We start from the raw sequence: 26,931 nt of genomic DNA, 5'->3' as shown, positions 1-26,931 counted from the left end.
GCTTTTAACGAGCGACGACGACCGGGGCGGTGAGTTTTTCCAGCAGGCCGGACTGCGCGCTGCGCGGGTTCTGGTTGCCAGTCGGCTGCTGACGCACATAGCGACCATCGGGCTGCAGCACCCAGGCCTGGGTGTTGTCGGTCAGGTAGCTTTCCAGCTCCTTCTTCACCCGGGTAATGAGCTTCTTGCCCTCGACCGGGAAGCAGGTCTCCACACGCTTGTCGAGGTTGCGCTCCATCCAGTCGGCACTGGACAGGTAAATCTTCTCGTCACCCCCGTTGAGGAAGTAGAACACCCGCGTGTGCTCGAGGAAGCGGCCGATGATCGAGCGCACCTGGATGTTGTGCGACACCCCGGCGATGCCCGGACGCAGGCAGCACATGCCGCGCACCACGAGGTCGATCTTCACCCCGGTCTGGCTGGCCTTGTACAGCGCGCGGATCACCTTGGGATCGGTCAGCGAGTTGAACTTGGCGATGATCTGCGCCGGCTTGCCTTCGGCCGCCGCGGCGGTTTCCTTGGCGATCAGGTCAAGCAGGGTCTTCTTCAGGGTGAAGGGCGCATGCAGCAGCTTCTTCATGCGCAGGGTCTTGCCCATGCCGATCAGCTGGCTGAACAGCTTGGCCACGTCCTCGCCGAGCGCCACGTCGGCGGTGAGCAGGCTGTAGTCGGTGTACAGCTTGGCATTGCCGGCGTGGTAGTTGCCGGTGCCGAGGTGGGCGTAGCGGACGATCTCGCCGTTCTCGCGACGCAGGATCAGCATCATCTTGGCGTGGGTCTTGAAGCCGACCACACCGTAGATCACCACCGCGCCGGCCTGCTGCAGGCGGCTGGCCAGCTGCAGGTTGGACTCCTCGTCGAAACGCGCTCGCAGCTCGATCACCGCGGTGACTTCCTTGCCGTTTCGCGCCGCTTCCACCAGGGCATCGACGATCTCCGAGTTGGCCCCGGAGCGATACAGGGTCTGCTTGATCGCCAGCACGTGCGGGTCCTTGGCTGCCTGGCGCAGCAGGTCGACCACCGGCGTGAAGGACTCGAAGGGGTGCAGCAGCAGGATGTCCTGCTTGCTGACCACGTTGAAGATGTTCTCCGAATTCTGCAACAGCTTGGGGATCACCGGGGTGAAAGGCGCGTGCTGCAGCTCCGGGTGGTTGTCCAGGCCGGTGATGCTGAACAGGCGAGTGAGGTTGACCGGGCCATTGACCTGGTACAGCTCGCTCTCGGTCAGGCCGAATTGCTTGAGCAGGTGGTCGCGCAGGTGTTTCGGGCAGGTGTCGACCACTTCCAGGCGCACCGCATCGCCATAACGACGGCTGAACAGCTCGCCACGCAGCGCGCGCGCCAGGTCCTCGACGTCCTCGGTGTCCACCGACAGGTCGGCGTTACGGGTCAGGCGGAACTGGTAGCAGCCCTTGACCTTCATGCCCTGGAACAGGTCGTCGGCGTGGGCGTGGATCATCGACGAGAGGAACACGTAGTTGTCGCCGGGGCCGCCGACTTCCTCTGGCACCTTGATGATACGCGGTAGCAGGCGCGGCGCCGGGATGATGGCCAGGCCCGAGTCGCGACCGAAGGCGTCGATGCCTTCCAGCTCGACGATGAAGTTGAGGCTCTTGTTCACCAACAGCGGGAACGGGTGGGTCGGGTCGAGGCCGATGGGGGTGATGATCGGCGCGATCTCGTCGCGGAAATAGCGGCGCACCCAGGTCTTGAGCTTGGTGGTCCAGAACCGCCGACGAATGAAGTTGATGTTGTGCTTGGCCAGCGCCGGGAACAGGGTGTCGTTGAGGATGGCGTACTGCCGGTCCACCTGCTCGTGCACCAGCTCGCTGATGCGCGCCAGCGCCTGGTGCGGCTGCAGGCCGTCGGCGCCGGCCTGTTCACGGGCGAAGTTGATCTGCTTCTTCAGGCCGGCGACGCGGATCTCGAAGAACTCGTCGAGGTTGCTGGAGAAGATCAGCAGGAACTTCAGGCGTTCGAGCAAGGGATAGGACTCGTCCAGCGCCTGCTCCAGCACCCGGATATTGAACTGCAGCTGCGACAGTTCACGGTGGATGTACAGGCTGCTGTCATCCAGGCTGGGAATCGGAGCCGGCGGCGGGGTTTCCACCACTGGCGTCTCGGCGACCACCTCGGCCTGAGGCAGATCATTGTCGAGCACTTCGCTGTTGAGTCCTTCGCTGTTCATCGCTGGGTTCCTGAGGGCGTCATCGCCCTTGTTTTAGCAGTTCCGCCGCCCGTACGGCGAAATAGGTGAGGATGCCATCAGCGCCGGCACGTTTGAAGGCGGTGAGCGATTCCAGTATGACCGCCTCACTCAGCCAGCCGTTCTGGATCGCGGCCATGTGCATGGCGTACTCGCCACTGACCTGGTAGACGAATGTGGGCACCTTGTAGGCATCCTTCACCCGCCAGAGGATGTCCAGGTAGGGCATGCCAGGTTTGACCATGACCATGTCGGCGCCCTCGGCCAGGTCGGCCGCCACCTCGTGCAGCGCCTCGTTGCCGTTGGCCGGGTCCATCTGGTAGCCGAGCTTGTTGCCCTTGCCGAGGTTGGCTGCCGAGCCCACCGCATCGCGGAACGGGCCGTAGTAGGCGCTGGCGTACTTGGCCGAGTAGGCCATGATGCGCACGTTGACGTGCTCGGCCAGCTCCAGCGCCTCGCGGATCGCCTGCACACGGCCATCCATCATGTCCGAAGGCGCCACCACCTGCGCACCGGCCTCGGCATGCGACAGCGCCTGCTTGACCAGCGCATCGACGGTGATGTCGTTCTGCACGTAGCCGGACTCGTCGAGGATGCCGTCCTGACCATGAGTAGTGAACGGGTCGAGGGCCACATCACTGATCACCCCGAGCTCGGGGAATTTCGCCCGCAGGGCACGGATCGCGCGCTGGGCGATACCGTCCGGGTTCCAGGCTTCCGCGCCATCGAGAGACTTCTTCTCCAGCGGGGTGACCGGGAACAGCGCCAGCGCCGGAATGCCCAGCTCGACCCAGTGTTCGGCTTCCTTGAGCAGCAGGTCAATGGACAGGCGCTCGACACCCGGCATCGACGGCACGGCTTCGCGGCGGTTTTCGCCGTCGAGGACGAACACCGGCAGGATCAGATCATCGACGCTCAGGCGATTTTCGCGAACCAGACGGCGGGAGAAATCGTCGCGGCGGTTGCGACGCAGGCGGGTGGCGGGGAACAGACGATTGGCGGGGGTAACGCTCACGGCAGACTCCAGAGCCCGCACGGGCGGGCCAGTGTGACGGTTATAAGCGACCATTATGACCAAATGATGACGGTCACATGACCGCGTGCGACGGCGGGTCGCACAGCAGTCGCGCATTGTGGCATGGGCCGCCACCTTCCGGGTTCCTCGCGGTCGGAGTAGTCTTCAGCACCACATCATCGAGCGCACGGCATGCTCCAAGAGCTTATCCGCCAGTTTGGCTACCCGGCACTGATACTCGGCACCTTCCTCGAGGGTGAAGTATCCCTGCTGCTGGCCGCCTACATGGCCGTGCGCAACGTGCTGGAGATCGAATGGGTGGCGCTGTGCGCCTTCCTCGGCACCTTCGCCAGCGATCAGCTGTGGTACTACCTCGGCCGTCGTCATGGCCGCGCGCTGCTGGCGCGCAAACCACGCTGGCAACCGCTGGGCGAACGCGCCAGCGCGCTGATAAAGCGTTACCCGGACCTGTGGGTGCTGTGTTTCCGCTTCCTCTATGGTCTGCGCACGGTGATGCCGCTGACCATCGGCCTGTCCGGCTATTCCTGGCGCCGTTATCTGCTGCTCGACGCCATCGGCGCCGGCGTCTGGGCTGGCGGCATCAGCCTGCTGGCCTACAGCCTGGGCAATGCCATGGGCGGTTTGCTGGAAGAGTTGCGCAACTATCAGGTGATCCTGCTCGCGGCCGTGGTGCTGCTACTGTCCCTCGCCTGGCTAAACCGGTGGCGTCAGCGCCGGCGCGGCTGAACCGCGGGCCAGCCAGATGCCGAGCAGGCTGGCCAGGCTGTAAGCGACAAGCCAGGCCCAGGCACTGGCATCCAACCTCAGCATGCCCAGTTCACCGGCCAGCCAGAACGCCGGCAGGTTGCTCGCCAGGCGCAGGCACTCCATCTGCCAGGCATTGCTGCGGTTCTCCAGCCACAGGCCGATGCTGCAAAGACCCAGCGCCATCCATAGACAGGCCAGCAGCACCGCACCGATCGAAAGCACATCGCCCTGTGCCAGCAGCCATACGCCGGCCAGCAAGTAGCAGACGAACTGCAGTAGTGCATAGACCTGCGCGCCACGCCCCAGCGGCACCTCGAACTTGCGGAAGTTGCTCAGGTCCGCCTTGACCTGCGGATAGCGCGCGGCCACGTCGGCCGGACGCCACCCGGTGGGCATGAACCAGATGCGCAGGCGGTCCCACCAGGATCCGGCGCGCCGGGCATCGCTCCACAGCCCGGCGTAGACCTGCAGATTGGCCCACAGCGGATTCCAGCTGGCCAGCGGCACGGTCACGCCGAAGATCACCGGTTCCTCGTCCAGCTCCTCCTGAAAGGTGCCAAAAAGCCGGTCCCATACAATGAACACACCGCCGTAATTGCGATCCATGTAGATAGGATTCTGCGCATGGTGAACCCGATGATTGGACGGGGTGATGAACAGCCATTCGAACCAGCCCAGCTTTGGAATATGGCGGGTGTGCACCCAGAACTGGTAGAGCAGATTCAGCGCCGCCACCGTGAGAAACACCAGTGGCGGCACGCCGAGCACGGCCATCGGCAGGTAGAAGATCCAGCCGAAGATGAAGCCGGTGCTGGTCTGGCGCAAGGCGGTGGAGAGGTTGTAGTCCTCGCTCTGGTGATGCACCGCATGCGCGGCCCAGAGCACGTTGCGCTCATGGCCCAGGCGGTGGTTCCAGTAATAGCAGAAGTCGTAGAGGACGAAGGCGAAAACCCAGACCCAGAGGCTGCCTTCGGAGAGTTCGAACAGCGCCAGCTGCTCCCAGGCGAAGGCGTAGGTGAGCAGGCCGACCACCTTGGTGAGGATCCCGGTGGCCTGCGACAGCACGCCGGCACTGAGGCTGTTCAGGGCATCGGCCAGGCGATAGGTGCGCATGCCGCGCCAGCGGTCAGCGAGTAACTCCAGGCCGATCAGCAGGAAGAAGAAGGGCACTGCGTAGAGAACGTAATTCATGACCGCGCCATATCGTTGTACTTGTGTCGGGAATGAGCTGTTATTCATCCTATGCGCAGCTTCGCCAGGCTTCGCGGCGGCAGGTGACAGCCCGAGTGGCATTTGGCGACAACCCAGGAATCGGTAACACCCGCGCCCGCTTCAAGGTCGCGTCTTTCCTCACCAGGAGTCGAGCATGAGCAAGAAAGTGGCAGTGATTCTGTCCGGCTGTGGCGTCTACGACGGCGCCGAGATCCATGAAAGCGTGATCACCCTGCTGCGCCTCGATCAGCGCGGCGCAGTGGTGCAGTGCTTCGCTCCCAACGTGCCGCAGCTGCACGTGGTCGATCACTACAGCGGCGACGAGATGGACGAGACGCGCAACGTGCTGGTGGAATCGGCGCGCATAGCCCGCGGCAAGATCAAGGACGTGAAAGAGCTGCACGTGGCCGAGTTCGATGCGCTGATCCTGCCGGGCGGTTTCGGCGTGGCGAAGAACCTCTCCGACTTCGCCACCAGTGGCGCGAACTGCACCGTGCAGCCGGACGTGCTGGCCGCGTGCAAGGCCTTCGTCGACGCCGGCAAGCCGGTCGGCCTGATGTGCATCGCGCCGGCGCTGGCGGCGAAGATCTTCGGCGCCGGCGTGGTATGCACCATCGGCAGCGACCACGACACCGCCGCGGCCCTGACCCAGATGGGCGCCGAGCACCACGAGTGCGAGGTCAGCGACATCGTCGAGGATGAGCAACGCAAGCTGGTGACCACGCCCGCTTACATGCTCGCCCAGTCCATCGCCGAGGCGGCATCGGGCATCAACAAGATGGTCGACCGCGTACTGGAACTGACGCACCACTGACCCAGGTGGGCTGAAGCCCACCCTACGAAACTGAAGCCCACCCTACCGGCCGGAACCCTGGAGTTTGTAGGGTGGGCTTCAGCCCACGCTCATAGATACGGAAGCTGAAGCGCAACGCCGCCCGCCCCACCCTGCCAGCCAGCGCCTCTAAAGGGCGCTTCGGTCATTGGCCAGGGCAGTCCGGCCGCGCCGCTGGTCAAGCCGCTCGTGCTGCGGCAGCGTGGCGACAGGATTTTCCGGAGCCCCTGCCATGACCCAGCCCTTCGTCCTCAGCCCCGACCTGCAGCAGGCGGTGGCCAGCTTCTTCCAGCGCATCCCCTTCAATCAGGTGCTCGGCATCGAGCTCGACGAACTCAGCCCCGAGCGGGTGACCATGCACCTGCCGATGAAGCCCGAGCTGATCGGCAACTTCGTCCACGGCATCCTGCACGGCGGGGTGATTTCCTCGCTGCTCGACGTCTGTGGCGGCGCCATGGCGCTGATCGGCGCCTTCGCCAACCACCAGCACCTGCCTGCAGCCGAGCGCATGAGCAAGCTGTCCAGGCTCGGCACCATAGACCTGCGCATCGACTACCTGCGCCCTGGCCGCGGTCAGCGCTTCACCGCCACGGCCCTGCCGCTGCGCGCGGGCAACAAGGTGGCGGTGATTCGCATGGAGCTGCATAACGACGAAGGCGTGCTGGTGGCCGTGGGCACCGGTACCTATCTGTGTGGCTGACAGAGCGTTTGTCATCCCCGGATTTCATCCGGGCTACAGCACTGAACGGATGCCTCTGTAGGAGCGAGCTCTGCTCGCGAAGCGCCCAGCCTCAGGAAATTCGCGAGCAGAGCTCGCTCCTACGGTCATTGCCTAGTTAGCCTGCCGCTAGCGACTCAAGCGCGTAAGAATCCGATCCAGCGCATTGGCAAAGGCCTGGCGGTCCTTTTCCGAATAGGGCGCCTGGCCACCGCCGACCTGGCCCTGCTCACGCAAATCGGTAAACAGATTGCGCACCGCCAGGCGCTCGCCCATGTTGCGCTCGTCGAACTCGCGCCCGCGTGGGTCGAGCGCAGCCACGCCCTTCTTCACCAGGCGGTCGGCAAGCGGCACGTCACTGCAGATCACCAGTTCGCCGGGCACGGCATGCTCGACCAGATGATCGTCGGCCGCATCCGGCCCGCTGGGCACCACGACCAGTTTCACGCAGGCGAAATTCGGCCGCGCCACGGCCTGCCCGGCCACCAGCACCACCTCGAACCCCCGCTTGAGGGCGAACTTGACCACCTGATCCCGCGCCGCCCGAGGGCAGGCGTCGGCGTCGATCCATACGCGCATGCAGCAACTTCCGCAGAAAAAACCAGCGCCCAGTATGCCAGCGCGAACGCCTCAGGCGTTGTAGAACGGCTGGCAGCGCTCGCGCACCGCGCGCGACAGGTTGTCGTCGGCCAGTTCGATCAGGTCCAGCTCCACCTCGTCCGGCAGCAGCTCGGCAACCAGCGCCGCCAGGCGCCGCTGGCCACGCACGTCGGCACCGGAAATGGCCAGCAGCAGTCTTGGCTGCGGGCCGATGGCCGGGTCACGCAACGCCGCGAGAAAGGCCTCGCGTACTGCAAGCTGGGCACAGGCCGCAGACAGCGCCTGCTCCAGGGTGGGATGACGCAGAGCGGCCAACGCCAGATCAGGACTGTCGGCGTAATGAGTGGAATGGATCGAGGAAGACATGCGTGCACTCGGCAAAGGAATTGGAAGCAGCCTAGGTGCACTGAGACTCGCTGTCGTGGCAGCGGTTCACGCTATTGGATAACGGGGCGGTAAAACCGCCCCGCGTCACGCCTTCAAGCCTGCTCGGCCAGGCGTCGGCGCTCACCCAGCAGGCTGCGCCCGTACAGCAGCGCAATACCGGCCAGGGCCAGGCCCTGCGCCGCAAGACTCCAGGCGTCGGCGTGAATGCCCAGCCAGTCGAACTCGAAGAAGGCCACCGGGCGCGTGCCGAGCACGCCGGCTTCCTGCAGCGCGGCCACGCCATGGCCGGCGAAGACCACGGACAGCACGCACAGCAGCACCGCATTGATGCCGAAGAAGGTCGCCAGCGGCAGCTTGCGCGAGCCGCGCAGGATCACCCAGGCCAGGCCGAGCAAGAGCACCAGAGCAGCGGCAGCACCGGCCAGCACGGCACCGTGCCCGGCAGGGCCGGCCTGCAGCCAGAGGGTTTCGTAGAACAGGATGACTTCGAACAGCTCGCGATAGACCGAGAAGAACGCCAGCACGGCGAAGCCGAAACGTCCGCCGCCGCCCACCAGGCTGCTCTTGATGTAATCCTGCCAGGCCGCGGCATGGCGGCGGTCATGCATCCAAACGCCGACCCACAGCAGCACGACGCTGGCGAACAGCGCGGTGATACCTTCGAGCAGTTCGCGCTGGGCGCCGCTGACGTCGATCACGTAAGCCGCCACCGCCCAGGTGGCGACCCCGGCGAGCAGTGCCAGCCCCCAGCCGATGTGCACGCTGCGCACCGCCTGCTGCTGCCCGGTGTTGCGCAGGAAGGCGAGAATCGCCGCCAGCACGAGAATGGCTTCCAGGCCTTCACGCAGCAGAATCAGCAGGCTGGCGAAGAAACTCAGGCTACCGTCCATGGCGCCATCGGCGAGCAGCGCGGCGGACTTGTCCAGCTCGACCTTGGCCAGCTCGAGCGCCTGAGCCGCCTGCGCAACGCCGGCGCCATCCTGCAGCGCCTGCCGGTAGGCCATCAGGGCTCGCTCGGTGGTCTTGCGCTGCACCGCATCGAGGTTGTCGAGGGCGCTTTCGACCAACTCGAAACCTTCCAGATAGGCACCGACGGAAAGGTCATAGGCCTGCTCGCGGTCACCATCGCGGTAGGCCTGCAGGCTGCGCTCCAGGGTTTCCCGGGTGTAGCCGATCAGTTGCTGCGGGCCGCGCTGCTCCAGCACCGGATGCGCGCGCTGGGCGCGGAACGCGGCGACATCGCCCCCGGCAGCGGCGATCTCGGCAGGCGTGCGGCCGGCCAGTTCGCTCATGGCGAAAGGTGCCTGACCCTGCGCCGACGCAGCGGTGAAGCCAGCGATATAAACAGCCAGATCCCAGCGCTGACGGTCGTCGAGCTGGTCGGCGAAGGCTGGCATGTCGGTGCCCTCGATGCCCAGGCCGAGGGTGTTGTAGAGATCGTAAAGGCTCAGCCGATCCAGGCGCGCGGCGTCGCGCAGATTGGCTGGCGGCGGCTCCAGACCGATGCCGGCCGGCCCGTCGCCGAGGCCGCTATCGCCATGGCATACCGAGCAGTGCTGGGCGTAGAGCGGCGCACCACGCTCCGGGTCCGGAGTCAGCAGCGGCGTCAGCGACACCTGGTAAAGATCGGCCAGGCGCGCGCCCAGCTGCCGGGCAGCGCTGGAGACTTCCTCACCGGGCCTGCGCTGGGTAACGGCCTGGCGCAGCTCGGCCACGCCCTGCTCCAGCTCGGCACGCCCTGCCTGGGCCGGCAAGGCGACAATCAGCCCCTGCAGCACATCGAGAAATTCCAGCTGCTCCTGGTATTCGCCAGCGTCGACGACCTGGCCACCCGCGACGGTGGAAGGGTAGTCAGCGCCGATGTAGCCAATCAGTTGCAGCGCCTGGGCGGCGCCATCCAGCGGTTCGCCAACGGCAATAAAGCTGAGGCCGGCCAGCAACGGCAGCATCAGCCAGGAAAGGGGGAAACGAAAGCGGATCATTAATGCATCCCAAACGAGAATGGGTGGCATTAAATTGTTGCCGGCCTAACGACTCAGCACAAGAACAATCTGAAATATCTCGTAACATTCAGCCGAACGGAGCGGCGCCGCGACTGGCCTCGACCGACATCCGGTCGAGGCCGAACGAGCGTCAGACAGCGGCGCGCTTGACCGTGGCCAGCAGGCCGGCAGCGGCGGCGAACAACGCGGCGAAGCTGCGATTCATCACCCGCTGCTGGCGGGGCGTACGCAGCAGGCGCAGCACACGCGAGGCAAGGCCGGTGTAGCCGGCCATGACGATCAGGTCCACAGTGATCATGGTCACGCCCATCACCAGGTACTGCGCCACCAGCGGTGCATGCGGATCGATGAACTGCGGCAGTACCGCGAGCATGAAGACGATCGCCTTGGGGTTGCTGAAGTTGACCAGGAAACCGCGCAGCACCAGGGTCAGCGGACGGCCGATGGGACGTTCGGCGGCACCGCTGTCCAGATCGCTGGGCAGGGCGACCCATTGTTTGTAGGCGAGGAACACCAGGTAGGCCACACCGAACCACTTGATCAGGCTGAAGGCCAGGGCCGAGGTGGCCAGGATGGCACCCACACCCGCGGCGACGATGGCGATCTGCAGCGCCAGGCCGAGCTGCAGGCCGAGCGCGTTCCAGTAGCCGCGCCAGAAACCGTACTGCATGCCGGCGGACATCGAGGCCACGGCGCCGGCACCCGGCGACAGGCTGATGACCCAGCAGGCGACGAAGAAAGCGAGCCAGGTTTCCAATGCCATGATGCGTACCTCGAGAAGCTGAAATCAGGGGAGAGCGATACAGCCTACTCCTGCCCCCGCACTCAGCGCCAGCGGCGCACCGACTTCTGGAAGAACAGGCTGTTGGGCACCTGCAACAATGCGCCGGCGGCGTTTTCGTCGAGGTCCTGCAAGGTGGTGTAGAACAGGTTGATGGCGATCACCCGACCCTTCACGCCAGGCTTGTCGGCGCTGTCGATGACCTCGACGATGTCGCCCAGACGAAACGGGCCCATGGTGAAGATCAGCAGCGCGCAGAACATGTTCGACAGCACGCTCCAGATGGCGAAGAAGGCCACCGCGGCGACGGCGGTGAAACCGGTCAGCGCCGTCCACAGCACGGTCGCCGAAACGCCCAGGCGCTCCAGCACCATGAGCAGCGCGCTGCCCATGATCAGCCAGCGCACCAGGCCGCGCAGCGGCTGCAGCACTTCGGCCGGCAGCAGGCTGTAGCGCTCGCCGAGGCGGCTGATGGCGCGCGTGAGGATGCGCTGGGCGAGCCATGCCAGGAGGATGATCAGCAGCACCTGGCCGGTGCGAATCAGCGGGTCGCGCCAGGCCATCAACAGTTCAAGCTGTTCCATCACTCGGCCTCCTCCAGTTGCTGCTGCAAGGCCTCCAGGGTTTCCAGGGCCAGCAGCCAGGCTTCCTCCAGCTCGGCTTCACGCGCCTTGAGCTGCGCCTGTTCGGCCAGGCGCTGGCGCAGCTCTTCCTTGCGCGCGGACTCGTACAGGCCGCTGTCGCCCAACTGGCTTTCCACGGCGGCGAGCTTTTCCTGCACCTTGCCCAGTTCCTGCTCGAGCTTGTCGGCCTGTCTCTTGTGCGGCGCCAGCTGCTGGCGCAGCGCCGCGGCGGCCTGGCGCTGGGCGCGCTTGTCGGTTTTCTCGGCACCGGCGGCCGGCGCTGCGACCGGCTGCTGGCGGGCGCGGAAATCCACCAGCCAGCGCGCATAGTCGTCCAGATCGCCCTCGAACGGCTGGATGCGCCCGTCAGCCACCAGGAGGAATTCGTCGGTGGTGCTTTTCAGTAGATGACGGTCGTGGGAGACCACCAGCACCGCGCCGGAAAACTCCTGCAGGGCCATGGTCAGCGCCAGGCGCATTTCCAGGTCGAGGTGGTTGGTCGGCTCGTCCAACAGCAGCAGGTTGGGTTTCTGCCAGGCGATCAGCGCCAGGGCCAGGCGCGCCTTCTCGCCACCGGAGAAATTCAGCACCGGCTCGTCGCAGCGCTCGCCACGAAAATCGAAGCCGCCGATGAAATCACGCAGGGTCTGCTCGCGCTCGCTCGGCGCCAGGCGCTGCAAGTGCAGCAGCGGGCTGGCCTTGGGATCGAGGGCATCGAGCTGATGCTGGGCGAAATAGCCGATGGCCAGGTTCTCGCCACGCGCCAGCTCCCCGCCGAGCACGGCGAGATCGCCGGCCAGGGTCTTGATCAGGGTCGATTTGCCCGCGCCGTTCGGGCCGAGCAGGCCGATGCGCGCGCCGGGTGCCAGGCTCAGCTTGACCTTCTCCAGCACCGTCTTGTCGCCGTAACCCAGGCGCGCCTCGGACAGGTTCAGCAATGGGCTGGAGACCTTGTCCGCCTCGCGGAAAACGAAGTCGAAAGGCGAGTCGACATGCGCCGGCGCCAGCTCTTCCAGGCGCTCCAGCGCCTTGATGCGACTCTGTGCCTGGCGCGCCTTGGTCGCCTTGGCCTTGAAGCGGCGGATGAAGTCTTCCATGTGCGCACGCTGCGCCTGCTGCTTCTCGAAGGCCTGCTGCTGCTGCGCCAGGCGTTCGGCGCGGGTGCGCTCGAAGGCCGAGTAGCCGCCGCGGTACAGGGTCAGCTTCTGCTGCTCGAGGTGCGCCACGTGATCGACCACGGCGTCGAGGAAATCGCGGTCATGGGAGATCAGCAGCAGCGTGCCGGGATAGCCCTTGAGCCACTCCTCCAGCCAGAGGATGGCGTCGAGGTCGAGGTGGTTGGTCGGCTCGTCGAGCAGCAACAGCTCGGACGGGCACATCAGCGCCTGGGCCAGATTCAGGCGCATGCGCCAGCCACCGGAGAAGTCGCCGACGCGCCTGTCCATCTGCTCGCTGGTGAACCCCAGGCCGGCCAGCAGCTTGCGCGCCCGCGAATCGGCGCTGTAGCCCTGGGCGTTGTCCAGTTCGTTGTGCAAGCGGGCAATCGCGCTGCCGTCATGGGCGGCCTCGGCCCGGGCCAGCTCGGCCTGGATCGTGCGCAGGTGGGCGTCACCGTCGAGCACGTAGTCCACCGCCAGACGCTCGAGGTTATCGACCTCCTGGCGCATGTGGGCGATACGCCAGTCCGGCGGCAGCTGACAGTCGCCGGCGTCGGGGCCGAGCTCACCGCGCAGCAGGGCGAACAGGCTGGATTTGCCGGCGCCGTTGGCGCCGATCAGACCGACCTTCTGGCCGGCGTGCAGGGTCAGCTCGGCGCCTTCGAGCAGGCGTTGCGGACCACGCTGTAGAGTGAGGTTCTGGAGTCGGATCATAATGGCCGCGGAGTCTACCAAATCGCCCCGGAGGCCGCGTGCAGGATCTGTGGAGTTTCGCCCTCGAACTCTACGCCAGACCGGGCGTGGAACAGGCCTGCCTGGAGCTGCAGGACGCAGGCTGCGACGTCTGCCTGCTGTTGACCGGCGCCTGGCTGCAGGGCCGCGGCGTACGCTGCCTGGATGAACGCCTGCGCGCATTGACGGAAGTGGCCGGCCCCTGGCAACGCGAGGTGGTCTCGCCCTTGCGGCAGACGCGCCGTCACTGGCGCACGGCGGCAGGCCAGGATGCGCAACTCGCCGCCCTGCGCGAACAGATCAGGAAGCTGGAACTGCAGGCCGAGCGGGTGCTGCTCGAGCGACTACAGACGCTGGCCGAGAACTGGCCGGACGACGAGGTGCAAGGCGACTGGCTGCTTGCCCTGGCAGGCGATAACAGCGCCGCGCTGCAGGTGCTGCGCGGCGCCGCTCGTCTCGCTTAGGACGCGCTCGGAACAGCCGGTGCGGCAGCCCCGTTGCCGGCGGCAGGTGCGGCGGGCGCAGCCGGAGCAGCAGGTGCCGCGGCCGGCTTGGCGGCAGCGGGCTTGGCCGGAGCCTTCTTCACCGGCGCCTTGGCGGCGGCCGGTTTCTTCGCCGCGGCCGGCTTGCTGGCGGGTTTAGCGGCTGGCTTGGCTGCAGCTGGCTTGGCTGCCGGCTTGCTGGCCGGGGTTGCCGGCGCTTTCGCGGCGGCGGGCTTCGCTGCCGGCTTGGCGGCAGCGGGTTTGGCGGCAGCCTTGGTTGTGGCCGGCTTGGCCGCTGCAGACTTGCCGGCAGCGGGTTTGGCGGCGGGCTGGCTGGCCGGTTTGGCTGCAGCAGGCTTGGTCGCCGCCTTCTTCACCGGTGCCTTGGCCGCTGCGGGTTGCTTCGCTGCGGCCGGCTTGGCTGCCGGTGCTGCGGCCTTGGTTTCGCGCGCGTCAAGCGCCTTGCCGGCGGCTTCCTTCACCTTACCCACCCCCTGCGCCAGCTTCAGGCTCTCCTGAGCGTCACGCTTGAGCTGGGCGATATAACCACGGGTTTCGCTCTGGCGGGCCTTGAGCGCATCGAGCAGCTCTTCCAGCTCGGCGACTGCGTCCTTGGCCTTGGCCTGTGCCTTGGCCTTGCCGGCAACGGCGGCGTCCTGCAGCTTGCTGCGGGCCTTGTGCAGTTTTTCCTGAGCCTTGCCGCGCTGCTTCTCCAGCTTGGCGAGCAGTTTCTCGGCATCGATCAGCGCTTGCGAGCAGGCATTTTCGAGATGCTCGAGCAGGCTGGCAGACAGTTGATGGAGCAGGTGCAACGGGGTAGTCACGGACTTCTTCTTGGCCGACATGGCGCGCCTCCTGGCGGATGTGGATGCGCCCATACTAGACGCAGGCGAGGCGCCTCGCCATAGGCCTTTTGGCGATCACGGCACGGGCACCGCTCGCCTGGCATAATCGTAGGCATATCCATCGGGAGAGATCGTCATGAGCCGCGCCGTACTCGCCGCCCTCGCCATCTGTTGCAGCCTCGGCGTGCAGGCCGACCAGCATCAGCAGGACCTGGCTTACAGCCTCGGCGTACGCCTCGGCGAGCGCCTGCACGACGAGGTGCCCGACCTGCCGCTGAACGAACTGCTCGAAGGCTTGCGCCAGGCCTACGAGGGCAAACCGCTGCGGCTCGACGCCGGGCGTATCGAGCAACTGCTCGATGAGCACGAGGCGCGTATCGAGGCCTCGCCACAGCGCCAGGCCAAGGCCATCGAGGCCGAGCAGCGTTTTCTCGCCGCGGAAAGTCGCCGCCCTGGTGTCAGGGCGCTGACCAATGGCGTGCTGGTGACCGAGCTCAATCCCGGCAGCGGAGCCAAGCCCACTGCGCGCAGCCGGGTACAGGTGAGTTATCGCGGCGAGCTGGCCGACGGCAGCGTCTTCGACGAGAGCATTACACCGCAGTGGTTCCGCCTCGACAGCCTGATCGCCGGCTGGCGCAGTGCGCTGCTGCAGATGCCGAAGGGCGCGCACTGGCGCCTGGTGATCCCATCGGATCAGGCATACGGGGAAGAAGGCGCGGGCGACCTGATACCGCCCCACGCGCCTCTGGTGTTCGACCTGCGCCTGCTGGACGTGGCCAACTGAGCGCTGCCCTGATCCACAATGAAAAGCCCGGACTCAGATCCGGAATGCTGTTCACTTAAAAAAACGGTCTAGCTCGATCAGTCCCCTCGCCCCTCCGGGGAGAGGGTTAGGGCGGGCCGCGTTCGGCGAGGGGGGAACTGGCAGTTTTACGGAGTCTTCTGCCCTCTCCCCCAGCCCCTCTCCCATAAATGGGAGAGGGGAGCCAATCGTGTGCAACCTTAGTTGAACAGTTTTACGGACTCAGAACCGGGCTTTTTTGACATCGAGCGGTCAGAGCGCTTCGGCTGCCTGTTCCTGATGGGCGTTGTGCAGCACCTCGATCAGGCAGTCTTCCAGCTCGAAACGCTCGTGCAACAACTTCCCAAGGCGATTGAGCTCGGTCACCAGCGAGGCGTTGTCGCGGCAGTCACCGTTGTCGCAGCGGTCATTGAAGGCCAACGCGACCTCGGTGATGGCTTCGATGCGTGGGTAGATCTGCTTGGCCAGCTCCAGGCCGCGCTTGTCGTTGAAGGCCTTGGCCTCGCTGGTCAGCTGCTCGTAGACCTCGAAGTGGCCGGCCGAGACGTAGTCCACCAGCAACTCGCAGAAGCCCTGCACGGACTCGCAATTGATGGTCGGAGCCTGCGGCGCCTTGGTCAGGGCGGTGTAGGCCTGCACCAGCTCGCGACGCTCACCCAGCCAACGATCGATCAACTGGTGAACCCCACCCCAACGTTCCTGTGCGTTCCGACAACTCTCAAGCATGATGAACCTCGCTTCCCTTATCGATAATGCCGGTTATACATCCGCTCCCGAGACGTTTTGTAGCCTGCCATCCTTGACGCCCCTGCGGGCCATCGCCGCGACGTTAAGACATTCCCGCCGATTTTCCGTCAATCGCTGCCTGGTCTTGGGAAGGCAACCGCAAAATGGCGTTTTTCCGACGCTTTGTGCGAGCCAGATTATGCCCGCAGGCAAACACCATCAAGGCATCGCCACGAGAAAATTTCATACGAGCGTTTAATCGAGAAGCCACGAGCGGCGTGGCTTCGTGCAATTCGCATTCTCAGTTGCGACGCAGCAGCTGCAACAGGCAGAAACCGAGCATGCCAATGAAACCGAGCAGGCTCCACTCGGGAATGCTCATGCCGAACAGCGTCCACTTCACTTCGGCGCAATCGGCACTGCCCTGGAATACGAGGCGCACGATGTCCTGCATCGGCAGGGCCTGCATCATGAACTCCAGGCTCGGCAGGCAGGCTTCGAGCTGGTCGGCCGGTACGCTCTGCAACCAGATCTGCCGGCCTGCGGTGGCAGCACCAGCAGCCGCGAACAACAGGGCGAGAACAGCGTAGATACGCTGGCCGACACGCCCCGGGCCATGAATCGCGGCAACCAGGCAGACCACGCCGAACAGGATCACGCAGATGCGCTGCACCACGCACATCGGACAGGGCTCCAGACCGACGACGTGTTCCAGGTACAGCGCAGCCGCCATCAGCAGTACGCAGCCGATGAATGCCAGGAAAAACAGGGGACGCGGACTGGCCAATTGCATGGTGGCTCCGGGAGGGAAATCGAGGGCAGTACGGTAGAGGAAAGCGAGGGCGCCTTTCAAGGCGCCGCGTGGCTCGGCGCAGGGCGTTCATCATGCCGGAACGCCCCTCCGTCCGCCCGGCCAGCCTGCCGCGGCAATCGGCCGCAACCCTTCAGGTGCTCGCGCCCTGCGGTTGCGGCAGCGGTGGCAGCCCTTGATGCAGCAGGCCGAGGCTCTCCAGCAGCAGTTGGTTGCTGCGCTCGAGTTCGCCCAGTTGCGCCAGCAGGCGCGCCAGTTCGGCACAGGTTTCCGGGTGGCGCTCGAGCTTCAAGCTGGTTTCGAAGTAGTCACGCGCCTTGCCCCACAGCTGGTTCTGCAGGCACAGGCGGCCCAGGGTCAGCAACAGGGCCGGGTCCTGCGGATGCTGCTTGAGCCAGAGTTCGGCGGTCTGCAACTGACGCGCCGGGTCGGCGCCGCGCAGCACGCCATAGAAGCGCGCCAGGCGGCTGTCGTAGCTGCGCTTGAGACTGCCGCGCAGCACTTCCTCGGCCTCCTCCTGAGCGCCCAGACGGCGCAGCTGCTCGACATAGGTGGCGATCAGCTCGGGCTCCTGGCGCAGCGGCGCGGACAGCTGCTGCCAGGCTTGCGTCAGCGGCTGCAGCGCCGTTTCGCCCTGACCCTGACCGGCAAGGCCGGCATCGGCGAGACGGCCGCGCCAGGTTTCGCGCTCCAGCTCGTCGAGCTCTGCGGCGGGCAGTGCCTTCTCCTTGCGCAGCTCAGGCAGCAGGCCGAGCAGGGCCGACCAGTCCTGGCGCTGCAGATACAGGCGCTGCAACTGCCTCAGCACCAGGTGGTGCCCGGGATGCCGCTGACGCATGGCCTGCAGGGTTTCCAGCGCCGCGTCGCTGTCGCCACGGCTGCGCTGCAGCTCGGCGTGGGTCAGGGCGATCGCCAGTTCGGCCTGTGGCTGCCTGTTCAGCGCACGCTCGAGCAATGCGTCGCTCTGTTCGTGCTCGCCCAGCTTGTTCGCCGCGCGGGCGGCGCCCAGGTAATACATCAACGGCTGGCTGTCGGCCTCGGCGGCACGAGTCAACTGGCGCTGGGCACGCGCCCAGCGGCCTTCGGCCAGATCCAGCATGCCCTGCTCGGAAGCCTGCCGCACACGACGAGTGCGGTGCAGACGCGACCAGGGGTTGGCCAGACGCGTCGAGCTGAGCAGCAGGCGCAAAGTCCACTTGATCAGGTAGTAGAGCACCACCACGACCACCAGCAGGCCAAGGAACGCCCACAGGCCAGACTGATAACGGAAACCCTTGTAGGCGAACAGCACGTAGCCGCGGTCAGCCTCGATGGCCAGGCTGAGCAGGTAAAGCCCGGCGGCGATGGCCAGAAACAACAGAAGCCAGAGCAGGCGTTTCATTGCGCCTCCCCGGCCGCGGCGGCCCCCTGCCGGCGTTGCGCCTGCTTGCGTTGCAGGTAAGCCTGCAGCGCATCGATCGACTCGCTCAGATCCGGCACCTTGACCTCGACGCTGGCATCGGCCAGTTCGCCGAAGCGCTGGCGCAGGGCGCGGCTGTCCGGGTTGTCCAGATTGAAATGTGCGTCGAGGATTTCCTCGGCCTGCTTCAGCGATTGCTTGTACACACCGGTCTGGCCATGCAGCGCGGCCCACTGCGCCTGTTCCAGCGCCAGCGACAGGCTCAGGCGCACCTGCGACAGGCTCTGCCCGGACAGCAGGGGTCGCACGTTGCGATCGGCATCGAATTCGATGCGGAAGTAATCGGAGAGCTTCTTCGCCCACTCACTCCACCAGGCGCTGCCATCGCCCTCGGCGGCCAGCTCGGAGAGCACGTCGCCCTGGCCTTCGAAGGTCGGCGCCAGCGGGTTGAGGGTGGCGGCCTGCTCGCGCAGGGCGCCCAGTTGCAGGAACAGACCGACGCGATCCGGCCGCGCCGTGGTGCGCAGCGCTTCCAGGCTGCGACTGAGCTGTTCGCGAGCGGCGAAGGCGGCAGGATCGTCCTGGTCACGCAGGATATCGTCAGCCGCCAGCACCAGCGCCTCGGCCGTGGCCACGTCCTGCAGGGCAGACAGGCGCAGGGTGGCCAGGCGCAGCAGGTGCTCGGCTTCATCCAGGCGCCAGTCCTGGCGGCTGCCATCGAGCACGCTTTCCAGGCGCTGGCTCATGCGCTGCTGGTCGCTCTGCAGGTTGGCCAGCAGACGGCGGCGCTCGTCCAGCTCGGCGGCACTGGGCAGGGCGGACAGGCGCGAGTCCAGACGCTGGGCCAGCTCGTCGACCTTCTTCGCACTGTCGTCACGGGTACGCTGCAGATCCTCGGCCTGCTGCTGATCCCTGCGCTGCATGTCCTGCAGCTGCCAGAGACTCCAGCCGCCGGCAGCGGCACCCGCCAGGCCGATCAGCAGAGCGAAGGCGGCAAGCCCGGTCGCGGCGCCATTACGCGATGGCTTGACGGGAGAAGGTGCGGGGTTGGGTGTCACGGCTTCGCCGGCCGTTTGTTCTTCTGGCGTCTTCGGGGTGGATGCTTCGCTCACGTATCCGTCCTTTTAGAGGGCGGCAGCCGGAAACTGCTCCAGGGCTGCCTGCAAGGCCGCGGCACTGGCGCCGCGACAGTCCACAACGATCTGCGCACCCGCTGCGCGTGCCTGTTCGGCGACACGCGGGCTGGGTACGAACAAGGGTAGCCGAGCCAACGCCGGCCAGTCATCGCCAGCCAGCCGCAGCAGATGTTCGAAACCCTGTCCACTGCTGACAACCAGGCCGTTAAGGCGTTCCGCTCGCACGCACCGGCCAAGCTCGCCCGGCGCGTACTGCGGCAGAGCGCGGCGATACAGTGGCAGATAGTCGACCGCCACGCCTTGGCCGCGCAAGCGCTCGGCAAGGAATTCTCGGCCACCTTCGCCACGCAGGATCAGCACCCGCGGTGCAGAAGCTGCAGCAAGCGCCTGGTGCAGCGCAGGCAGGGCCAGCAGCGCTTCGCTGTCATCGCCCGAGTCGGGGAAGTGAACGCGCAGCCCCTGCTCGGCGAGCACCGCGGCGGTGGCAGCACCGACACTGAACCAGGGCAGATCGGGCGTCGGTGTCGCATATCGCGCCAGCAGTTGCAGGCCAATGCGCGCGGCCGGCTTGCTGACCACGATCACCGCGCAGTAACGCTGCAGCTCGGCGAAGGTGCTGCGCTGTTCGGCGGTCTCGGCCAGCGCCTCGATGGCCAGCAGCGGCATGCAGTGGCTGGCCACACCCTGCGCGGCCAGGGTCTGCGCCAGCGCCGCACAGTCCTCGGCAGGACGCGTCAGCAACAGGCGCCAGGCGCTCAAGGGTGGCCGGCCTCGCCGTACACGGCCTTGAGAATGGCGTCGGCGCCCTGCGCCAGCAGCGCCTCGGCCACGCGCACGCCCAGGGCCTCGGCATCGCTGCTGGCGGCGCGCTCCTCGGCGCGTAGCAGCAGGCCGCCGTCGGGCTGGCCGACCAGGCCACGCAGCCACAGCTGGTCACCTTCGAGCAGCGCGTAGCAGGCGATAGGCACCTGGCAACCGCCATTGAGGTGCTTGTTCAATGCGCGCTCGGCAGTCACCCGCAGGGCTGTCTCGTGATGGTGCAGGGGCGCCAGCAGCGCATGCACGTCGCTGTCGGCACTGCGGCACTCGATGCCCACGGCGCCCTGGCCGCCGGCGGGCAGGCTGTCTTCGGCGCTGATCGAACTGCGGATGCGATCCTCGAACCCCAGGCGGATCAGTCCGGCAGCGGCGAGGATGATGGCGTCGTACTCGCCGGCATCGAGCTTGGCCAGACGGGTGTTGACGTTGCCGCGCAGGAACTGGATTTTCAGATCGGGGCGGCGCGCCAGCAGCTGGGCCTGGCGACGCAGGCTGGAGGTGCCGACCACGCTGCCGGCTGGCAGTGCGTCGAGGCTGTCGTAGGTGTTGGAGACGAAGGCGTCGCGCGGGTCTTCGCGCTCGCAGATGCAGTACAGGCCCAGGCCCTCGGGGAAGTCCATCGGCACGTCCTTCATCGAGTGCACGGCGATGTCGGCCTCGTTCTCCAGCAGGGCGGTTTCCAGTTCCTTGACGAACAGCCCCTTGCCGCCGATCTTCGCCAGCGGCGCATCGAGCAGCTTGTCGCCGCGGCTGACCATGGGCACCAGGCTGACCTTGAGCCCGGGATGGGCCTGCTCCAGACGGGCTTTGACATACTCGGCCTGCCAAAGGGCCAGGGCGCTCTTGCGGGTGGCGATGCGGATTTCGCGGGACATGGGGCAGTTCCAGAAAACGGATTGCCGCGAATGATAACAGCAGCTTCAGGCTTCAGGCTTCAGGCTTCAGGCTTCAGGCTTCAGGCTTCAGGCTTCAGGCTTCAGGCTTCAGGCTTCAGGCTTCAGGCTTCAGGCTTCAGGCCAGTCAGTGTGCAAGGCGGCGCAGAACCCGCGTCAAAAGCTTTTCGCTTTCAACCTGCAGCTTGAAGCTTGCGGCCGCTCTCAAAGGCTCTGCATCAACTTGCGCACACCGGCCACGTGGCGACGGCTGACCACCAGCGAATCGCCATCCAGCCCTTTCAGGAACAGCTGGAAATGCCCAAGCGGCGTGCGCTGCAGGCGCTCGATACGCTCGCGCGCCACCAGCGCATTACGGTGGATGCGCACGAAGCGGTCGCCGAATTCGTCCTCCAGTGCCTTGAGCGGTTCGTCCAGCAGCACTTCACCACCCGCATGGCGCAGGGTCACGTACTTGTGATCGGCGATGAAATACACCACGTGGTCCAGCGGGATCAGCTCGATGCCCTTGCGCGTGCGCGCGCTGATGTGGCTTCGCGGGCCGCCGCCGGTTTCCGCGGCCGGCCGGGTCAGGGCTGCCAGCTGCACACGATTGGGCCGCTCGGCCTTCTTCAACGCCTCGCTGAGGCTTTCCGGGCGCACAGGCTTGACCAGATAGCCAACGGCACTGACCTGGAACGCCTCCAGGGCGAATTCGTCGTGCGCCGTGCAGAAGATCACCGCCGGCGGCGCTTCGCGCTCGCAGAGTTTCGCGGCGACCTGCAGGCCGTCGAGGCCGGGCATGCGGATATCCAGCAGGACCACATCCGGCTTGAGGCTATCGATCAGGGTCAGGGCTTCCTCGCCGTTGCTGGCGGCGGGCTCCAGGACCCGGTAACCCTCGAGCTCACCGACCATGCGGCTGAGGCGCTCGCGGGCAAGGGGTTCGTCATCGACGATCAGGACATTCATATTGCTCTGGCTTCCTGCGTGAGTCTCGCACAAGGATAGCGTAGACAGCTGTAATGACGGCCGTCACGGCGCTCCACGCTGAGACTCGCGCGCGGCCCAAAAAGTGCCGCCAGACGCGCATCGATATTACTCAGCGCTTGGTGCGTTCCCCGCGACGGGTGCTGTTCGCCCCGCTCTTCATACGGATTGCTGACACACAAGCTGAACACACCATCCTGGTAATCCGCTTCGACCCGCACCAGACCACCTTCGATGCGTGGCTGGATGCCATAGATCAGCGCATTCTCCAACAGAGGCTGCAGGGTCAGCTGGGGAATCGGCAGATCCTCCGGCACGCCATCGACCTCCCACTGCAACTGTAGTCGCTCACCGAGCCGATAGTGCTCGATCGACAGATATCGTTTCGCCAGCTCCAGTTCCTCCTTCCACGGCACCAGCGTGCCGGGTTTGGCCAGGCTGGCACGAAACAGATCGGACAGATCCAGCACTGCCTGCTCGGCCTTGTACGGGTCGAGCGTGACCAGACTGGCGATGCTGTTGAGGCTGTTGAACAGAAAATGCGGGCGAATCCGCGCCTGCAACGATTCGATGCGGGCGCGCAGTTCGGCCTGCTCCTGCCGGCGCCATTGGCTCTGCAGATAGAAATAGCGTAGCAGCAGTGCGGACATGATCAGGCTGATCAGGGCATGGCGCAGGTAAAGATTCACCTCGCCACTGCGTGGCAGCGGCCCGCCCAGGTCGTAGTAGTCGGCCACCGCCGTGCAGCTCAGGGTCAGCAGCACCACCAGGGCGCAGCACAGGCAGCCCGCCAGGGCCGGGCGCAGACGGGCCAGCAGCGGCCGCAGGCGGCACAGCACGGCGGCCGAAAGCAGCACGATCCACTGCACGAACAGCGAGGTCAGGGCCAGGCGCACCCAGTCGAAACCCGGCGTCATCGGCTCGGCGAGTACCAGCACCAGTACCAGCAACTCGGCCAGCAGCACCATGCTCAGCAGCGCTTCGGGCTGGCACAGTTCCGGGACGAAGAAGTCGTCGATAGCGGCGTTGTGTTTGTTCTTGGCAAGCGATTGTGTGTGCATCGACGCAGTTTCCGTGTCGCCCTGCGAGCCGGCAAGCCAGACGGCTCCAGCCGGACAAAATAAAGCACCGAAATGCCGTCTTCGCGACGAAAATGTGAAGCAGCCGACAACGCCGCCGGCCGCGCGTCAGCGAACACGGCCCGGCGAAACGCTCGTCGACCCTGTTATTATCGACGCACTTTGTCCGCCATGCCGACCGCCGATGCGGTCTGCCCGATCCAGAGCCCGAACCATGAGCAGCGAAAAAACCAATCAGTCCTGGGGCGGCCGCTTCAGCGAGCCCGTCGACGCCTTCGTCGCCCGCTTCACCGCCTCGGTGGAATTCGACAAGCGCCTGTACCGCCACGACATCATGGGCTCGATCGCCCACGCCAGCATGCTGGCCAAGGTCGGCGTGCTCACCGACGCCGAGCGTGACGCCATCGAAGGCGGCCTCAGGCAGATCCAGGGCGAGATCGAGGCCGGCACCTTCGACTGGCGCGTCGATCTGGAAGACGTGCACATGAACATCGAGGCGCGCCTGACCGACCGCATCGGCGTCACCGGCAAGAAGCTGCACACCGGCCGCTCGCGCAACGACCAGGTGGCCACAGACATCCGCCTGTGGCTGCGTGACGAAATCGACCTGATCCTGGCCGAGATCACCCGCCTGCAGCAGGGCCTGCTGGGCCTGGCCGAGGCCGAGGCGGACACCATCATGCCCGGCTTCACCCACCTGCAGACCGCCCAGCCGGTGACCTTCGGCCATCACCTGCTGGCCTGGTTCGAGATGCTCTCGCGCGACTACGAGCGCCTGGTCGACTGCCGCAAGCGCACCAACCGCATGCCGTTGGGCTCGGCGGCGCTGGCCGGCACCACCTACCCGATCCAGCGCGAGATCACCGCCGAGCTGCTGGGCTTCGACGCCGTCGGCGGCAACTCGCTGGACGGCGTGTCGGATCGCGACTTCGCCATCGAATTCTGCGCCGCCGCCTCGCTGGCGATGATGCATCTGTCGCGCTTCTCCGAAGAGCTGGTGCTGTGGACCAGCGCGCAGTTCCAGTTCATCGACCTGCCGGATCGCTTCTGCACCGGCAGCTCGATCATGCCGCAGAAGAAGAACCCGGACGTACCCGAGCTGGTGCGTGGCAAGAGCGGCCGCGTGTTCGGCGCCCTGACCGGTCTGCTGACCCTGATGAAGGGCCAGCCGCTGGCCTACAACAAGGACAACCAGGAAGACAAGGAACCGCTGTTCGACGCCGCCGATACCCTGCGCGACAGCCTGCGCGCCTTCGCCGACATGGTGCCGGCGATCAGGCCCAAGCGCGAGATCATGCGCGAGGCGGCGCTGCGCGGCTTCTCCACCGCCACCGACCTGGCCGACTACCTGGTGCGCAAGGGCCTGCCGTTCCGCGACTGCCACGAGATCGTCGGTCACGCGGTGAAGTACGGCGTGCAGAGCGGCAAGGACCTGGCCGAGATGAGCCTCGACGAGCTGCGTCAGTTCAGCGACCAGATCGAGCAGGACGTGTTCGCCGTGCTGACCCTGGAAGGCTCGGTGAATGCCCGCGACCATATCGGCGGCACCGCACCGGCTCAGGTGCGCGCGGCGGTAGTGCGCGGTCGCGAGCTTCTCGCCAGCCGCTAAGCGGCGGCCAGGAGAAACCCGGGAAAAGGAGTTCCCATGGCAGAACTGTTGCTGCGCAGCTTGGCGCTACTCGCCGAGATCGTGCTTGAAATCATCATCGGCTACGTCTTCTACACCACCGGCTGGCTGGCACTACGTCTTTTGACGCTGGACCGCTACCCGAATCTGCCGTTGCGCGTGGCCGACCCGATGGGTTCGCGCAGCGCCTGGGTCGCCGCGCTCGGTTTCCTCTGCCTGGTTGGCCTGCCATTGACGTGGCTGACCGTCACTTACAGCTGAACACTGCCACGAGACATTCCATGCCTTTAAACATCCGCCCCGCCACCCCCGACGACGCCGAACTGATCCTGCGCTTCATCACCGATCTGGCCATCTATGAAAAGGCCGAGCACGAGGTGAAGACCGATGCCGCCGGCATCCGCGACAGCCTGTTCGGCGAGGGCAGCACCACCCACGGCCTCATCTGTGAGCATGACGGCCATCCCATCGGCTACGCGGTGTATTTCTTCAACTACTCCACCTGGCTGGGCAAGCACGGCCTGTACCTGGAAGATCTGTATGTCAGCCCCGAGGCACGCGGCCTGGGGGCGGGCAAGGCGCTGCTGCGTCACCTGGCTCAGCTGGCGGTGGCACGTGGCTGTGGCCGCTTCGAATGGTCGGTGCTGGACTGGAACACCCCGGCCATCGAGTTCTATGAATCCTTTGGTGCCCGCCCGCAGAGCGAGTGGACCATCTACCGCCTGACCGGCCAGGCGCTGCTGGACTTTGCCGCTGGCTGAGCGGACGAGCGCCTGGCTGCGCTAACAACCCTGGCCTAAGGTTACTGAGCACCCCCTACCCCCCGGATCATCATGCGCACCCTACTTGCACTGCTCGCCTTTGTCGCCCCGGTACTCACTGCTGCGACTCCGGCCACCATTCCCGCCAATGCGTCCTGGCACATGCAGCTCGATGGCAAGCTGCAGATGCCGAATCGCCTGGTCTACGACATCGATCTGTACGACACGCCGAAACAAACCATCACCAACCTCAAGGCGGGTGGTCGGATCGTGATCTGTTATTTCAGTGCCGGTACCTGGGAAGACTGGCGCGAAGATGCCCAGGCCTATCCCAAGGAGGCCCTGGGCAAGGCATTACCTGACTGGGCCGGGGAGCGCTGGCTCGACTATCGCCGCGACGACGTGCGCCAATTGCTCTCCAAACGTCTGGATCTGGCCGTAGACAAAGGCTGCGATGGTGTCGACCCGGACAATGTGGACGGCTACAGCAATGACAACGGCCTTGGCCTGACGCAGGCCCAGCAAATAGACTTCAATCGCTGGCTGGCCAGCGAAGCGCACAAACGTGACCTGAGCATCGGTCTGAAGAACGCTGTCGAACTGCTGCCCGAGCTTGGCGATCACTTCGACTTTGCCATCAACGAGAGCTGCTACCGCTATAACGAATGTGCCGGCTACAGCCATATGCGCAGTCAGGGCAAGCCGATTTTCATCGCCGAGTACCGCTCCTTCAACAAAGACCTTTGCAAGCGAGCCGCGAACTCCGGCTTCCGCCTGCAGTTCTTCAAGCTTAGCCTGAAGGGCGTCGGCGAGCCCTGCGACTGAACATTCACGAGAAACGAGCAATCATGAGCCAGAACCCCGACCAGGAAGACGAAGACTTCGCCGAAGCCACGCTGATCCAGGCCATCGAGAATCAGCTGGAAAGCGGCGAACCGGCTGCCGCCAAGGCGGTGTACAACAAGCTGACGCTGGTCGGCTATGAGCGCGAGGAGATTCTCGAGCTGATGGCGCTGGTACTGGCTCATGAAGTCGACGCCATGCTGCGCGAGGACCGTCCGTTCGATGGCGCCTGGTACGAGCAGGCCTTGCGTGCACTGCCCGAGCTACCGGCAGAGGCAGCGGACGACGACCAGTAGGCGGCCGTTCGCCGGGCAAGCCGCGGCACATCCTCTACACTGAGCCAGAGCCATAACAACAAGCCGGAGTCGCCATGAAGTCATTCACTGCCGAACTGATCGACGAGCTGGAAATCCTCGCCCTGTACAACCTGGACAATCATCAGGAAGGGCTGAAGGTGCACAACAACGCCTCGTTCAAGGCCCAGGGCGCCATCACCCGCCTGTACGAGAAGGGCCTGGTCAGCCAGGCCGACGGCGGCTACCTGACCAGCCTGGGCATCGATGCCGCCGAACATGCGCAAGCCCTGCTGACCATCCTCTCGACCCGCCAGACCACCCCCGCTTAATCCGCAACGCCCGTCGGCCGCCCTTAAAGGGGCGGGTTCGGCGGGCGATATAGCGTCCAGGCACTGCACTGGCGAGCACG

General features: G+C 65.6%; 29 protein-coding genes. 11 read left to right on the top strand and 18 right to left on the bottom strand.

Going from position 1 to position 26,931, the window contains the following annotated elements:
• Nucleotides 1-4: 4 nt before the first annotated feature.
• Together ppk1 and hemB are read right to left on the bottom strand one after the other, a co-directional pair.
• Complete coding sequence (gene ppk1 / locus BLS61_RS21780; protein ID WP_090434623.1) at nt 5-2,188, bottom strand: polyphosphate kinase 1; 2,184 nt, start codon at nt 2,186-2,188, stop codon at nt 5-7.
• A gap of 19 nt (nt 2,189-2,207) precedes the next feature.
• Nucleotides 2,208-3,221: a porphobilinogen synthase gene (gene hemB / locus BLS61_RS21775; protein WP_090434620.1), complete on the bottom strand. Its 1,014-nt coding sequence runs from the start codon at nt 3,219-3,221 to the stop codon at nt 2,208-2,210.
• Nucleotides 3,222-3,413: 192 nt separating this feature from the next.
• Between hemB and BLS61_RS21770 the strand changes: the two genes are divergently transcribed.
• Nucleotides 3,414-3,968 carry a DedA family protein gene (locus tag BLS61_RS21770; RefSeq protein WP_090434617.1) on the top strand — a complete coding sequence of 185 codons (555 nt, stop codon included), beginning with the start codon at nt 3,414-3,416 and terminating at the stop codon, nt 3,966-3,968.
• On the opposite strand, the gene BLS61_RS21765 is transcribed toward BLS61_RS21770, so the two are convergent.
• Nucleotides 3,936-5,180, bottom strand: a complete 1,245-nt coding sequence (locus BLS61_RS21765) for a sterol desaturase family protein (protein WP_090434614.1) — start codon at nt 5,178-5,180, stop codon at nt 3,936-3,938. The two genes, BLS61_RS21770 and BLS61_RS21765, sit on opposite strands and share 33 nt — an antisense overlap.
• A gap of 175 nt (nt 5,181-5,355) precedes the next feature.
• On the opposite strand from BLS61_RS21765, the gene elbB reads away from it, so the two are divergent.
• Nucleotides 5,356-6,015 (top strand): isoprenoid biosynthesis glyoxalase ElbB, encoded by a 660-nt coding sequence (gene elbB, locus BLS61_RS21760; RefSeq protein ID WP_090434611.1) that lies wholly within the window; start codon nt 5,356-5,358, stop codon nt 6,013-6,015.
• Nucleotides 6,016-6,265: 250 nt separating this feature from the next.
• Complete coding sequence (locus BLS61_RS21755) at nt 6,266-6,733, top strand: thioesterase family protein (protein ID WP_090434607.1); 468 nt, start codon at nt 6,266-6,268, stop codon at nt 6,731-6,733.
• A gap of 147 nt (nt 6,734-6,880) precedes the next feature.
• Here the strand turns inward: BLS61_RS21755 and BLS61_RS21750 are convergent, their stop codons facing one another.
• From BLS61_RS21750 to BLS61_RS21725, 6 genes are all read right to left on the bottom strand, one after another.
• On the bottom strand, nt 6,881-7,330 hold the full coding sequence (locus tag BLS61_RS21750) for a YaiI/YqxD family protein (RefSeq protein ID WP_061237351.1): 450 nt from the start codon (nt 7,328-7,330) through the stop codon (nt 6,881-6,883).
• 51 nt (nt 7,331-7,381) lie between these two features.
• Nucleotides 7,382-7,717 carry an enhanced serine sensitivity protein SseB C-terminal domain-containing protein gene (locus BLS61_RS21745; RefSeq protein WP_090434604.1) on the bottom strand — a complete coding sequence of 112 codons (336 nt, stop codon included), beginning with the start codon at nt 7,715-7,717 and terminating at the stop codon, nt 7,382-7,384.
• A gap of 113 nt (nt 7,718-7,830) precedes the next feature.
• Nucleotides 7,831-9,720, bottom strand: a complete 1,890-nt coding sequence (locus BLS61_RS21740; RefSeq protein ID WP_090434601.1) for a cytochrome c/FTR1 family iron permease — start codon at nt 9,718-9,720, stop codon at nt 7,831-7,833.
• Between the two features lie 151 nt (nt 9,721-9,871).
• Nucleotides 9,872-10,504, bottom strand: coding sequence for a LysE family transporter (locus BLS61_RS21735; protein WP_090434598.1), 633 nt, complete (start codon nt 10,502-10,504; stop codon nt 9,872-9,874).
• Nucleotides 10,505-10,566: 62 nt separating this feature from the next.
• Nucleotides 10,567-11,106: a mechanosensitive ion channel family protein gene (locus tag BLS61_RS21730; protein WP_090434596.1), complete on the bottom strand. Its 540-nt coding sequence runs from the start codon at nt 11,104-11,106 to the stop codon at nt 10,567-10,569.
• Complete coding sequence (locus BLS61_RS21725) at nt 11,106-13,016, bottom strand: ATP-binding cassette domain-containing protein (RefSeq protein WP_090434593.1); 1,911 nt, start codon at nt 13,014-13,016, stop codon at nt 11,106-11,108. Before BLS61_RS21725 ends, BLS61_RS21730 begins: the two co-directional genes overlap by 1 nt.
• Nucleotides 13,017-13,054: 38 nt before the next feature.
• Between BLS61_RS21725 and BLS61_RS21720 the strand changes: the two genes are divergently transcribed.
• The gene (locus BLS61_RS21720) at nt 13,055-13,498 is read left to right on the top strand and encodes a TIGR02444 family protein (RefSeq protein WP_090434589.1); all 444 of its coding nucleotides are present in this window, start codon (nt 13,055-13,057) and stop codon (nt 13,496-13,498) included.
• Here the strand turns inward: BLS61_RS21720 and BLS61_RS21715 are convergent.
• A complete protein-coding gene (locus tag BLS61_RS21715) occupies nt 13,495-14,361 on the bottom strand; it encodes an AlgP family protein (protein ID WP_090434586.1) in 867 nt (288 codons plus the stop codon). The genes BLS61_RS21720 and BLS61_RS21715 overlap by 4 nt on opposite strands.
• Before the next feature lie 136 nt (nt 14,362-14,497).
• On the opposite strand from BLS61_RS21715, the gene BLS61_RS21710 reads away from it, so the two are divergent.
• Nucleotides 14,498-15,145, top strand: coding sequence for an FKBP-type peptidyl-prolyl cis-trans isomerase (locus BLS61_RS21710; RefSeq protein ID WP_090434582.1), 648 nt, complete (start codon nt 14,498-14,500; stop codon nt 15,143-15,145).
• 270 nt (nt 15,146-15,415) lie between these two features.
• Here BLS61_RS21710 and rsd read toward each other — a convergent pair whose 3' ends face one another.
• The 8 genes from rsd to BLS61_RS21670 form a co-directional block, all read right to left on the bottom strand.
• A complete protein-coding gene (gene rsd / locus BLS61_RS21705; RefSeq protein ID WP_090434579.1) occupies nt 15,416-15,889 on the bottom strand; it encodes a sigma D regulator in 474 nt (157 codons plus the stop codon).
• Between the two features lie 301 nt (nt 15,890-16,190).
• On the bottom strand, nt 16,191-16,682 hold the full coding sequence (locus tag BLS61_RS21700; RefSeq protein WP_090434576.1) for a disulfide bond formation protein B: 492 nt from the start codon (nt 16,680-16,682) through the stop codon (nt 16,191-16,193).
• A gap of 151 nt (nt 16,683-16,833) precedes the next feature.
• Nucleotides 16,834-18,081: a heme biosynthesis HemY N-terminal domain-containing protein gene (locus BLS61_RS21695; protein WP_090434572.1), complete on the bottom strand. Its 1,248-nt coding sequence runs from the start codon at nt 18,079-18,081 to the stop codon at nt 16,834-16,836.
• The gene (locus BLS61_RS21690) at nt 18,078-19,211 is read right to left on the bottom strand and encodes a uroporphyrinogen-III C-methyltransferase (RefSeq protein WP_090434569.1); all 1,134 of its coding nucleotides are present in this window, start codon (nt 19,209-19,211) and stop codon (nt 18,078-18,080) included. The genes BLS61_RS21695 and BLS61_RS21690 overlap by 4 nt, the downstream gene beginning before the upstream one ends.
• A 12-nt stretch (nt 19,212-19,223) precedes the next feature.
• Nucleotides 19,224-19,994 (bottom strand): uroporphyrinogen-III synthase, encoded by a 771-nt coding sequence (locus BLS61_RS21685; RefSeq protein WP_090434566.1) that lies wholly within the window; start codon nt 19,992-19,994, stop codon nt 19,224-19,226.
• Nucleotides 19,991-20,929 (bottom strand): hydroxymethylbilane synthase, encoded by a 939-nt coding sequence (gene hemC / locus BLS61_RS21680; RefSeq protein ID WP_090434563.1) that lies wholly within the window; start codon nt 20,927-20,929, stop codon nt 19,991-19,993. The genes BLS61_RS21685 and hemC overlap by 4 nt, the downstream gene beginning before the upstream one ends.
• A 222-nt stretch (nt 20,930-21,151) precedes the next feature.
• Complete coding sequence (locus BLS61_RS21675; RefSeq protein ID WP_090434560.1) at nt 21,152-21,898, bottom strand: LytR/AlgR family response regulator transcription factor; 747 nt, start codon at nt 21,896-21,898, stop codon at nt 21,152-21,154.
• Nucleotides 21,895-22,977, bottom strand: a complete 1,083-nt coding sequence (locus BLS61_RS21670) for a sensor histidine kinase (RefSeq protein ID WP_090434556.1) — start codon at nt 22,975-22,977, stop codon at nt 21,895-21,897. Before BLS61_RS21670 ends, BLS61_RS21675 begins: the two co-directional genes overlap by 4 nt.
• Nucleotides 22,978-23,209: 232 nt before the next feature.
• On the opposite strand from BLS61_RS21670, the gene argH reads away from it, so the two are divergent.
• From argH to BLS61_RS21640, 6 genes are all read left to right on the top strand, one after another.
• Nucleotides 23,210-24,604, top strand: coding sequence for an argininosuccinate lyase (argH, locus tag BLS61_RS21665; protein ID WP_090434553.1), 1,395 nt, complete (start codon nt 23,210-23,212; stop codon nt 24,602-24,604).
• A 36-nt stretch (nt 24,605-24,640) separates the two neighbouring features.
• Nucleotides 24,641-24,883 carry a hypothetical protein gene (locus tag BLS61_RS21660; RefSeq protein ID WP_090434550.1) on the top strand — a complete coding sequence of 81 codons (243 nt, stop codon included), beginning with the start codon at nt 24,641-24,643 and terminating at the stop codon, nt 24,881-24,883.
• Nucleotides 24,884-24,903: 20 nt separating this feature from the next.
• On the top strand, nt 24,904-25,383 hold the full coding sequence (locus BLS61_RS21655) for a GNAT family N-acetyltransferase (protein ID WP_090434547.1): 480 nt from the start codon (nt 24,904-24,906) through the stop codon (nt 25,381-25,383).
• A gap of 72 nt (nt 25,384-25,455) precedes the next feature.
• Nucleotides 25,456-26,208, top strand: a complete 753-nt coding sequence (locus BLS61_RS21650; RefSeq protein WP_244157993.1) for an endo alpha-1,4 polygalactosaminidase — start codon at nt 25,456-25,458, stop codon at nt 26,206-26,208.
• Between the two features lie 23 nt (nt 26,209-26,231).
• Complete coding sequence (locus BLS61_RS21645; RefSeq protein ID WP_090434544.1) at nt 26,232-26,522, top strand: hypothetical protein; 291 nt, start codon at nt 26,232-26,234, stop codon at nt 26,520-26,522.
• Between the two features lie 74 nt (nt 26,523-26,596).
• A complete protein-coding gene (locus tag BLS61_RS21640) occupies nt 26,597-26,851 on the top strand; it encodes a TIGR02647 family protein (protein WP_003242392.1) in 255 nt (84 codons plus the stop codon).
• Nucleotides 26,852-26,931: the final 80 nt, after the last annotated feature.

It is taken from the genome of Ectopseudomonas guguanensis (genome assembly GCF_900104265.1).
In the GTDB taxonomy this organism is placed as follows: Bacteria; Pseudomonadota; Gammaproteobacteria; order Pseudomonadales; family Pseudomonadaceae; genus Aquipseudomonas; species Aquipseudomonas guguanensis.
This window is presented reverse-complemented; position numbering and strand designations above follow the sequence as displayed.